The organism is Acinetobacter sp. UBA6526, assembly GCF_002434875.1.
Classification (GTDB): Bacteria; Pseudomonadota; Gammaproteobacteria; order Pseudomonadales; family Moraxellaceae; genus Acinetobacter; species Acinetobacter venetianus.
The window spans coordinates 1-12,078 of sequence record NZ_DJLC01000185.1; the positions used below are offsets into that span (position 1 = coordinate 1).

General features: G+C 35.8%; 7 protein-coding genes. 1 reads left to right on the forward strand and 6 read right to left on the reverse strand.

Going from position 1 to position 12,078, the window contains the following annotated elements:
- Positions 1 to 126: 126 nt before the first annotated feature.
- From B4237_RS12630 to B4237_RS12645, 4 genes are all read right to left on the reverse strand, one after another.
- Complete coding sequence (locus B4237_RS12630) at positions 127 to 705, reverse strand: FAD-binding oxidoreductase (protein ID WP_278596352.1); 579 nt, start codon at positions 703 to 705, stop codon at positions 127 to 129.
- Positions 695 to 6,592: a DUF637 domain-containing protein gene (locus tag B4237_RS12635; protein WP_278596353.1), complete on the reverse strand. Its 5,898-nt coding sequence runs from the start codon at positions 6,590 to 6,592 to the stop codon at positions 695 to 697. Before B4237_RS12635 ends, B4237_RS12630 begins: the two co-directional genes overlap by 11 nt.
- A gap of 32 nt (positions 6,593 to 6,624) precedes the next feature.
- Positions 6,625 to 8,262 carry a ShlB/FhaC/HecB family hemolysin secretion/activation protein gene (locus B4237_RS12640; protein ID WP_278596354.1) on the reverse strand — a complete coding sequence of 546 codons (1,638 nt, stop codon included), beginning with the start codon at positions 8,260 to 8,262 and terminating at the stop codon, positions 6,625 to 6,627.
- Between the two features lie 243 nt (positions 8,263 to 8,505).
- Positions 8,506 to 9,348, reverse strand: a complete 843-nt coding sequence (locus tag B4237_RS12645; RefSeq protein WP_278395809.1) for a hypothetical protein — start codon at positions 9,346 to 9,348, stop codon at positions 8,506 to 8,508.
- A 558-nt stretch (positions 9,349 to 9,906) separates the two neighbouring features.
- Between B4237_RS12645 and B4237_RS12650 the strand changes: the two genes are divergently transcribed.
- The gene (locus B4237_RS12650; protein ID WP_278596355.1) at positions 9,907 to 10,167 is read left to right on the forward strand and encodes a hypothetical protein; all 261 of its coding nucleotides are present in this window, start codon (positions 9,907 to 9,909) and stop codon (positions 10,165 to 10,167) included.
- 2 nt (positions 10,168 to 10,169) lie between these two features.
- Here B4237_RS12650 and B4237_RS12655 read toward each other — a convergent pair whose 3' ends face one another.
- The gene (locus tag B4237_RS12655; protein ID WP_007481279.1) at positions 10,170 to 10,637 is read right to left on the reverse strand and encodes a BLUF domain-containing protein; all 468 of its coding nucleotides are present in this window, start codon (positions 10,635 to 10,637) and stop codon (positions 10,170 to 10,172) included.
- Positions 10,638 to 11,091: 454 nt separating this feature from the next.
- A complete protein-coding gene (locus tag B4237_RS12660) occupies positions 11,092 to 12,024 on the reverse strand; it encodes an IS5 family transposase (protein WP_286943411.1) in 933 nt (310 codons plus the stop codon).
- Between the last annotated feature and the right edge of the window lie 54 nt (positions 12,025 to 12,078).

Sequence of the window (12,078 nt, forward strand, 5' to 3'; positions counted from 1 at the left end):
TCAGATCAGGTTTGAGCTAGTACAGCTCAATTAATAAAAAAATTAACTCTAAAAATCAGTCCCTCCATATTTAATTACGGAAGGACGGTTCATTAGTATTATATATTTTACAGCTAGGTTTTCGAATTATATATTTTTTACACGGTTACTCAGGTCCTGCATTAACAATGGGTCTAAAAATTGATCTAGTTTTTCCCAGTTTTCTACATACTGGTTTAAAGTATCGTTCATACATGCTTTTTTTATAAAAACCAACATATAGTATCCATCTAAAATTATTCCTATGAACCTAGATTTACTATCAAATAGCATATAACCACCATTTAGCATTTGCATAAATGAGCTACTCACAGATCTTAGTATTTCCTTTTTCATCAAAGTTTTAGCGATCATTAAAGGTTCAAAGGATTGAAATAGAATATCTTTACTATCACTAATTGGGATCCAATAAACACTCTCTTTATCCCCACCCATTATTGAGCACAATTTTTCAAATAACGAGAGATAACAACTATCATTCGAATAATTAAAAAAATCTATTAATTTTTCTCCTGACTTAATTTGAGTCATATCCTCCCCCACTTCGGTTTCACAATTATTCCATTCATTGAATAATTTAAGAAAACTAATTAATTCACTATTACTTAGTAAATCATAACTCCCTTTTAAAGGATCGTTATCCTCAATCCATGGTTTATCTTTCATAGCGAATCTCCATCACTTTTTGTCCATTCGATTTCTGAATCTCAATTGTTTTAGGCCCTGTTGTACTCGGCCTAAAGATAACTTTAGTCCCATCTTGTAGCACTGACATCTTGAAATTTTCTGTATCTTTAACTATCTGTCCACCAACAGTTAATAACTTATAATCTGATAATCGAGTTCTACTTGCATCTTGGGTGTAATTTAGAACGCCCTTTCCAGAAGTAGTATTGGTAGATGTCGATAAAATGTTATCTATTCGATTTAAGGTTGCACTACTGGCACCTTGAAATTTAGGTGATTGATTAATATTTTTCTTAATAACTTTCTGATCGACTTTTAATACATCAACACTTTTCCCAGCCTTAAGATCCACCCCAATAACTAAATCAAGGATTGCTAATGATTTTTCAGCAGCCGTTGCACTAGGATCAAGTATTGTCTTAATACTGTCTCCACCATTCTGTATTTCACCTTTAACAACATCTTTTAACAGGCCAGGTATATCATTTGCTGTTAGTTTTTTACCTGCATCTAATTCTGCTTTAATCGCTTTAGCAGTCTTCCAAACGGCTTTTCCAGCTGTACTTAATGGTTTTAGTGTATTATTTTCAACTGCTATCTCTGCTTTATTAGCGGCAGTAATAACATCATATCCAGCAAATGCGGAAACTGTACCTGCTACAATTTTACTAGTATCTGTAATACTCTTTCTTTCAGCCTCCGTTAAATCAAGCGCTGTTTTTCCTTCAGGAATCATGAGCGCTGCAACAATCTCACCTACGCCAGCTCCAATTGCACCTGCTCCACAACTTGAATCCGCAGCTGCCGCTGTTGCACATCCCGCTGCGGCATGGGCTATTTTATGAAGCACATATTCAAGCGTACCGGGCTCGAGTTGTCCAAAAGTTGTACCAATTTGGCTTGCTAATTCACCTTGTAATGAGCTAGATAATCCTGCTAATAAAGCTTTTTCAAGATTATCCTGTAAATTTCCACCATTAATTGCCGTTTGTACTAAAGTCGAACCAACTGTATTTGTAAAGTTATTCATTAAACGATCAGGAAAATAGGCACTGTCAGGTTTAAGATTTAAAGAGGCACCAACTTGACTCAACAGCCCAGCAGTTACCACACTTGTTGCTAGATTTCGTACAGAGTCTTTACTACCTAGATCTTTTAAAGTTTTGGTGATATCTCCACCATTATTAATCAGACTAACACTTGCCTGAGAAGCTAATGTTGTAACAGCCGCCTGAGCACCAACACCTAATGATGCAACTCCTGTCGCGGAGGTAACAGAAGTGGCAGCAGCTGTGCCTGCACCAGAAGTTAATACTGTCACGATAAGGACAATGATCGCAGCCCCTGCACCTGTTAACCCTTGAGATTTATAATCCCAATTCTCTTGAGCCAGTTTTACTGCTTCCCAATTCACATCTTTTCGAGCAATAAGGCTTTTTAAATATTCATTACCAGGCTGTTTGGAAAGCTTTATAATCTCAGCAGTTACATCATTATTTTTACCAGAAACTACAGGTACCTGAACAGTTAATCCCCCCTTCGCTTCAAATTTTGGTGCTACTGGCCCATTAAAGCTTGGCAGTTGCGCTGTCTCTGTAATAGAGCCTTTATCTTGCATTGACTGCCATACAACTGAGTTTTTTTCCTTATGAATGGATTGCTCAACTCTGCTCGTAGCAGGAGTAATAACAATATTGCCTCCAGCCGTTATCGTAGCGCCTTTAAGATAATTGAACTCCGAACCCTGAATCAACGTATCAAAGTCAGACCTTGTATTGATGTAATCAGCCTTAGCTTTTACGGGTAATTGACTCAATTCTTTGTAGCTATTATTTGATTTTGAGTCATTATATTTCAGTCCCCAAAACGAAGATTTCTTTCTTGTTGTGGTTTCTTTCCGATTCAACTCATCTGTCACAAGTAATTTGAGATTCTTCGCATGAATATCAATATTACCGCCATTATTTGCATTCATTACCGTTGAATACAGGACTGAATCACCTTTACTTTTTATATTGATATTATTTGCACTAATTTCTACTGGTTGAGACGATATATTTTGCTTTTGAATCACCGTTTCAATTGTTTTCTTTTTCCCGAAGAAATTTCTTTTTCTCGTTATATTTGTTTTTCTGTCGTAAGTTTGATCTTGTCCCGCTAATAATGATAGATCATGTGTACTATCTAAATTCACATTTCCTTCTGAAGCACTAATAATGGCCCCCTGAATCACTAAATTGTCTGTTAGATTAGCCCCATTAACTTTAATATCTACACCTTTAGTGCCCAAAATTAGAGGCTTTCTAAAATACTCCTTTACTGAATAATTTGAGTCACCCTCTTTTCCTAACTCATAACTATCTACATGACCATCAATCAAAATACCTGCATCGATTTGGTCTGCCACATCTTTGGACGTTAAAGCTTTCTCTAGTGTACCTTTCGACTCTATAAGCATCTTGCCCCAAGATTCCAAGTGAGACCCTCGAACCAATACGCCTCTGTTGGAAGATAAGTTTACATCCCCTGAAGCAATTAACTTAGCCCCAACATGTTCATACCCATTTAAATTGGAAGAAAAAAACCTAGTATCATCAGCAATTTGTTTACCGTCATTTTCAAGTTCATTCTTAAATTGTCTTATACCCTCTTGACCATAAATTGAAGTCATAATCATCATCGATGGTGAGGATGGATTATTTAAAGTTGCTAACTGTTGATCATTCACAAATTTCATCAATCTTAAATACTCAAGATTGCTAGCAGAATTACTTGAAATCAGTTCATTCTTCACACTGTCAATCGTGAGGTCATTTTTTGTTGATGTAATATCTATATTTTTGCCTTTTAATGTAGAACCTTGTATGACAACACTCTGACCATCTAAATGAATGTTTCCATTACTTGTTTCTAAGGTTAAAATCTTTTCCGACCCAATCCCTGCTTTTCCGCCATACCCTTTTAAAGTTAAAATACCGTTCTTTGAAGTTAAATCAATATCACCTACTGCAGATAACTTATGCTTTAAAGGATCAATAGTAAGATTACTACCCGTTTGAATACTTAAATCACCATTAAGACTATTCAGTTTTGCATCATTTTTTAATAAATCACTACCGATAGCTCTATAATTCATTCCAGCATTGTCTAGAATAAAACCACCTGCTTCAATTAAAACAGCACCACCTGTAATCGTGGCATTTTGCAGTACTTGATTCCCCGTAGCAGTGACAGAAGTAACACCTTTAGATGTTAGATTAGTGGTTTTATTTGGAATCCATTTTGTTGCTGGCGTGTATTCCGCATTGATATAAACCGTACGTCCAGAATTCAAGGCCAAATGCTGATCAGAGGTTGCCGTTACCCCTTGCAAAGTAAGTAAATCTTTTGCGTGCAGCTCAGTATTTCCTTTCGAAGTCAACACACTATCTTTTAGTGTCGTCATCCCTGTTTTATTATTAATTTTAAGCTCACCAGCAGTTGCGGTTAGTCGTGTATTTGCTATTTGAATATTGGATTTATTATTTTCTATTGAAATTGATTGACCATTTAAAACATTCGTTACGACTTGATCTCTACCTTCATCATCGTTATGAACAGTGACATCTATATTAGGCAGTAAATTTACTCCGCTTCCACCTATAAGACTTATCTCACCCTGAGCTGCCGATAGATCAGTAGCAGCAATGTTAATTAAACCATCCCCAGTCGTACCAACTATCACACCCTTACTACCATTAATATTGGTTTTGTCGGTCGTCTTTGTCTCGTAAGAGTAAATGCTTCTAACATTCTGAGTAGAATTTAAGTTAACGTCTTTACTTGCCAGGATTGAAACCTTTCCACCTGTCGCTGCTTTTAAGCTATTCGCAGTAATGCTTCCGCCTATTGCATTGACATTAATATCTCCAGTATTCCCCCAGAACCGACTCCCTTGTTCAAGTACGATATCACCACCATTACTGACAATATCAACCCCATTCGCCCCTGAACCTGTCATGTAAATATTCTTAGTTTGAATACTTTTTCCAGAAAGACTTAATCCACCTCCACCTGATAATTTCGAGCTTGCATCTTTGCCTACTAGTGTAAGTGCATTCCCTGCCCCAAGTTGAATTTTTCCTGATGTATAAGGTAGTTCTTGGCTCGTGGTACTAAAGTTAAGATTGTTCCCCGCATAGACATTCAAACTATTGATCTGTGCCAACGTGCTGTCTGTTTTTTTCAAGAAATTAATATTATTTAACGTAATATCTTGATCCGAATATACATTTAAGCCTTTAAGAGCATAAATAGTACCACCTTGAACATTGATGGTATTCGTAGTGCTATCTTTTAATGAGGATTGCAGATTGATTTCACCCGTTGAAGCATGTAGTCGGGTATCCTTAAGCTTTAAGTTTGTATTTCCAAAAAGGCTTAAATCTTTTGCTGCAACAAACCCGCCTTTATTTGAAATAAGATTTTGGTTGGCTTGAATCATGGCTGAACCACGATTACTTCTTAACTCAGATCCAGATTCCAATGTAATATTTTTAGCATCTATATATAAATCACCTAAATAACCGAGATTGGACACTTTAGTAGATGCTGCTACATTCAGGTTGCCATTTGCACTCAACATTAATGGAGATGAGGTTGCCCCACCATAATTTAGTGTAATATCTTTTGCTTTAACATTAATATCATTTCCAGCATCAATGCTTAGAATTCCATAGCTATTAATACTACCTGATGAGTTGATGTCACCAGCAACACCTGTACCAGTCGTACTAATACTCACTAAACCTTGTGTTTTGCTCGTTGAACTAATTGTCCCTTGATGTTCAATTTTACCTTTACTGGTTAACACTACATTATTTTGAGCTTGGATCACGCCAGCATTATTTACCCCTACACCAGCTTCATTGGCATATAGATAAATACTGTTTGCATAAAGTCCTCCCAATTGCGCAACATCGATTGCTACTGTTGGTTTCGTTCCTGATCCTGTCGTTGTCGTAATTTCGCTAGTATCAGCAGCGATCGTATTTGCTCCTGTAACCGCTGTGATCGTATTAGCATTGACAGGTGCATTAATTGCAATTGAACGCCCCAATAACTCTAATGCAATTGGGTTATTTGCATTACCACCTAACCCTCGCTTATTCACATCAGGATTAATTGTGATTGCACCTTGCTTAACTGTATGCTGCTTAATAGAACCATCACTATTATAAGACAATGCACCCGTCGAAAGTGTCACTTGATTAGCATTGATGAACCCACCACCATTGACAGTAATACCAGTTGGGTTTGCAATCACCACATTCGCTCTTGATCCCAAGACTTCTAGATTACCCTGTAGCAAACTTGGATTGCTTGAAACGACTTCATTCACAATTGTCGTTGCTGCACCTTTGGCTAGATTTGGGTTAGCCGCGATAGAGGTTTTGGTAATCTGACTGGTGGCTGCACCGCGAGAGTTATTGAGAATTACACCATTTTGATTCACATCAAATTGAGTATAACTATTACGTGAAACACCAGATGCTGATGGTGCTGTAATCCAGACATTGGCAGCATTTCCTGCTTTCAATACTGTTGCTTGATGAGCCACAGCTGCATTTTTATTGACTGTAACATTGGCATAAATCGGTGTAATCACCATCAAACTTGAAAGCGCGAGTACCAATTGTCTTAAGGTTCTTTGACCCGTATTTGTCTCATCTGTTATGTGTTCTGAACCGCCACACTGATTTTGAGGATCAATTGTAGATTTAACACGGGGGGATGTATCACCTTGATGAGATTTGGCCAATTCGGAAACGGCAACATACGTTCCAAGTTTTGCATTAAATTTTGTGCGATAAAATTGCTTGTTCATTTTCTTACCTATATTTCTATTCGTTAATTTGCTTAATAATTGAATGAGAGATTAAATCCAGTAATGGTATCTTTCTGAATATGTTGAGGTGCGACTAAACCCCGAGCGATAAAAAACTCACCATTGAGATGCTTAAATTGAGTTCTTAAACCAATGACACTGCCTAGAAGATATCGGTCTGAGTAATATTGAGTTCCTTCCCCAGACACCAGCCCTTGATCTAAGCCTGCATAAAGTGAGAAATTTGGAATTGGATTAAGCCAGTGGATGGTTTGTTGTAGGTAGTGTCCATTATTGCCAACCATACTTTGTTCAGGTCGATAACCTCGGATACTGTATCGCCCCCCGATATTAAAAGTTTCCTGACTGACAACTTTTTGCGGACTCCACTGGGCTTGCCAATTTAACTGATACATAAAACTTTGCTTAGCTGTTTGCCATGGCATTACATATTGGAAAGCTGCATTCCAAATCCCTGCTCTAGAGTCACCCTCTCCAGTAAAATCCTCAGCGGTTTGGCTTGCACCGAATATGCCTGTTCCCTTTCTATAGCTGAGTTGAGCATTAAATGTTTGCTGTCCATGTCGTAATTGATACTTACTGCCAAGCTCCCAACCAGCGGTACGTTTACGCTGTACTTCAATTTCGACATCTTCTATAAAGCTAGATGCAGATTTACGATAGAGTTGGGCGTATCCTGAAAGACGATAGAACTTACTTCGACTGAGCTCTCGCTGAATTTGGAAATTAAAATCTTTGTTTATAGTTTTATAATCAAACCACTTATCAAAGCCTTCTAGCTCTTGTGTATTGGTATATTGACTGGCATTGATATTAAACAACCAGTTTTGATAAGGCACTTCGTAAGAAACAAAAAAATTATTAAAATCAGTATGGTCAACATTCCAGTCATTCAGTGACTTTGTATAGTAAACAAATAAGCTATCAGCAGAATTCAAAGGGTTTTCGAGTGCATAACTGGCATAGCCTTGATATTTTCCAGAGCTTTTACTGCCTGCATCATTTAATCCAGCCGTAATAAAGTTTCTTTCCTGAATTTCCCAAACAATCTCAACATCGCTATAACCAGCATGTTCGCTACTTTTTTGGCTAGGTAAAATATCAAAACTAGTTTGCATTCCTTGAAGTCGCGCAAAAGTTTCTAGAATTTGTTCTAGTTTACGAATATTGAGAATGTCACCTGCTTGCATTGGTAAGCGGTAATTGAGCGTTTTATTGTTACTGTTCTTTAGTCTGATTTCACCGATTAATCCAGGAATCAAAGTTAATCGTAAGTGGCCTGTTTCAAGATCTTGCTCAGGTACAATAACCTGTGTGGATACATATCCCAATTCAACCAGTCTTTGATTGACATAGTTGACAACACCCGTTAAGCCCTTCTCACCAATGCATCGTCCAAGGACTTTATTTTCCGAATACTTTAGTTCTTTGAAGATACGGTTAAAGTCTGATGTTTTTATACTGGGATATGTGGTTGGAACGTCAACGTCTAAAGTTGTAATGCTGAAACAAATCGGTTCTTTTTGTAGCCAAGCATAGCTTGAATGAGTATTCGTTTGTTGTAACTGAATAAAAGGTGCAGCGGATTGAGTTAGCTGATCAATCTGTTGTTTCTGCGAAAGATAATCTCGAGTTTGCTGTTGACTCACTTGGTCGTCAGCATATGTCAAACTCGAATACATGACCAGAGGGATTGTTAAATATTTCTTATACACTTTCTACATTATTTATACACAATACAGACAGGGATGTATTGTACTTAAAAAAGATTACATTTAAACAAAAATGAGAAACGAATCTTCATCTATAATTTTAATGTTAATCAAATCACATATTTATATTGCTCAATCGTTATAATTAAATTCATATATTTTAAAAATTATGATCAATCTTTATAGTGATAACTGAATTTCCTCCAGAAAATCATCTTCCACTATTTTAAAATCTTTTATTTTTGCAGAATTAGTATGCATTAATGGGTGATCTACATGTATCGCATCTAAGCCTTCTAATAAACGCAGTTTATTAATTACATGGACCTCTAAAGGCAATAGAGTTAAAGGTGGTAAGAGTAACTTCGCAGGGAATTTCTTACCATCATTATCAACTAACTCTTTACAATGGATATCACATATTCGCTTAACTTGCTTATATAGCTTAGGTGATGATTCGGACCAATTATCAGTTAACTCTTTAAATGCTGTTTCCAGCAATAATGGTAAACTCGGTTCGATCTTTGCCCACTTGAAGTATGCCCATAAAGCAAAATAATCATAACTTAGAGGAAAACCTTTCAAAATTGTTTTCTGTTCTAAACAGTAAATCACCTGTCTCGCTAACTTCTTGGCAAGATTGTGATTGTCCATGAGTATAGCCCAATACAATAATGCTGAAGCGCTAGAAAAGTTCTTTTTAAAGCTATGGCTTGCGTACTCATCAAAAGGATCTTCACCAAACTCCTTGAGCTCAAGGTCAATCGCCACCTCAGCATACATTAGCGATAAATTAACACTAATGATTGCTTCTTGATGTACATGATTATTCTCTATTAAACACAAGGCCTTCTGACCATAAGATGATCCAGCAATTCTGATGATGCTTGAATACAGAAGACCAGGACCTTGCAATTTGCTCTTAATCATCTGCTTACTAAGGCTAATACTATTATCAATCTCAGAAACTCTGTACGAACGATATGTATCATAGAGATCTTGTATTATTTCTAATGATCGCATTTTATTTCCTGTTACTTACCATTTAGATACTCTCATATCTCCATTCTTTAGGTCTATACTTGGACTACCACCACTCTTAAGCAAATATCACTTTCATTAGCTTTTAAAACCTCAAATTTTGGGTCAAAATTGGGTCAACAACTTATCACAAAAATAAAATAAAATTATAAAACAATAACATACTAAAAAACTTCAACTGACGCCATCTCCACCAAAATACCGTAAATAAAAGAGCCACTTATTAAAGTGGCTTTTTTATTGACAGGTTTTTGACAAGTTTTTATTTCATAACAAAAATTTAATTGCTGATTGAATATTTTCAGAACAAAAAAATGAAAGATTAGATCTATTTTCTACATCAAATATAAAATCAAGGAGGAAAATTATTTTATAAATCAAAATGCTAGTTGCTTTTTTGAAAAAAATTATGCAGTAGTCTGCAAAGATTATAATTAAGTTGCTCTTGTTCTTTGGCTTACATTTTTACATTCCGAAATGTGCATTACAATCACTCAGGTATAACATATAACTGCGACATATGCCTTGGAGGTATTATTTTTGAAGGTTAAAGCGATTATTCTTCAAGATGAAGAATTAAAGCTACATAAATTAAAAAAGGTTAAAGATTCAGCTTACGATTCTATTAAGAGAGCTAAAGTTTCAAACTACTTGTGGATCTATGCCGAAACTGCCGATTTCTTTAACTTCGACTTATGGGATGAATTAGACAACGCATACATAAATAAAGTAATTCATTATAAAAATAAACTCTTCAAAGTGGTCGAAATTAATTCTTTAGATAAAATTAGATATTCTTAGATTTATAGATATGGTCGGATACCACGTTGATTCAATCCAACCTTTTTACGAACACGTGTCTGGTTTTCATTCAACAAAGCCTCTAGCAGACCACTTAAATTTTGCTCATTAATCATCGAGGGAGTAAATTCTTCACAACCTATACGATTAAAAAAAATGTCTACTTTTGAACTTTTTTGAACGTATTTCATTGACCAACTTTTAAAGTTGTATTTATCAATATTTTTGACCTCAAATTCAATAATATTGTTATGCCTGAAGTCTTTTTTAATACTTTCGAATAATGGCAAAACGATAAAATCCTCTCCTTCTAAGCATTGAAAGAATGCATTATTCGCATAATACAAAACACCAAAGACGAGATGTTTAGAGTTAAATTCTCTAGCTATAGACAAGATATCACTTAAATCATCTATCAAATCATTTGCATGACCTTGTCGCAGGCTTGCATAGCACAACTGGATTTTCATTTATTTCTCGTATGTACAATGCGGGAGTGGAATTTTGAATAAGCTTTATTAGAAAACTTAAAAAACAGGATACATATTTTTGTTTTATAAAGCTATTTTTAATTTCAAATTTATTTTGTATACTAAAAATAGCACCTATGTTAAGAATTATTAATGATCTTTTGTTTAAATTTAACAGATTAAACACAAGATACTAATATTTAACAATATTAATAAAATATAGTATTAACATTTTGACCAATTTTTAATCAAATGTAAGAAATTTCTCATAGTTATGTAAGCCAAAGATTATACCGATATTTTTTTGAATACTTATAATTTTCTCATACACAAAGCTTTTGATAATCCATTATTTTTCATTATGTTTAAAATGATTAGCCATGATAATTTTAGACGAAAAATGGCTTTGTTGCACAAACCTTTTAAAGGCTGATTTCACCAAGTCCTACCAAATTCAAGGCACAACTTGGGTGTTAGGTCTGCCTAATTCCGTAAATTTATTTAATACTGCCACACGTGCATGAATCTCATTCACTTGACTTTGAAAGTTCCTAGCATTGAGTTTATCGCCCAATAATTTGATGCAATGCATCTTAGTTTCAACCAAACTGCGCCGATGATAGCCAGACCACTTTTTCCAAAGTGACCTACCTAACCGTTTGACTGTTTTCAATAGTTCATTTCTTTCTAAAGATCCCAATTTCTTATCTTTCCATGGCCTTGCATTTTTTCTTGGAGGAATTACGGCATGTGCATGATGATCTGAAATCACTTGTCTGCACAATTTCGTGTCATAGGCTCCATCGGTATAGACAGAGTCAATGAGTTCATCAGATGGGATTTGATTTAGCAGATCACCCAAGACTTGTGAATCACTGACATTATTTGTTGTGAGCTGCACAGCTCGTATTTGCAAGGTTTTAGCATCTATACCAATATGCAGTTTACGCCATTGCCGACGATATTCGGGCTGATGTTTCTTGCGTTTCCATTCGCCTTCGCCTAAAAACTTTAAGCCAGTTGAGTCTACCAATAGATGTAGTCCTTCACGACTTTTCTGATAGCTTATCGTAATATCAATATGCTTTTGTCGTCTACAGAGGGTGGAATAATCTGGTGCTGTCCAATTCAAACCACAGAGTTTAATCAAGCTTTGAGCAAAGCCAGTGACCATACGTAAAGAAAGACGGAATAGAGATTTGATCATTAAACAGCATTGAATTGCTGTATCGGAATAAGTTTGATTTCGTCCATGCTTGCCTTGTGGCTGTGCATACCATTGAGTTTTGGGATCAAACCAGATTGAAATATTTCCTCGCTTGATTAAAGCTTGGTTATACGAGGACCAATTGGTTGTACGGTAGATTTTAGGGACAGGCTTCTTCATCTGGAAATTATATTGCTGAAGAAACCTTCAAGAATAGCTTTGTGCAACAAAGCC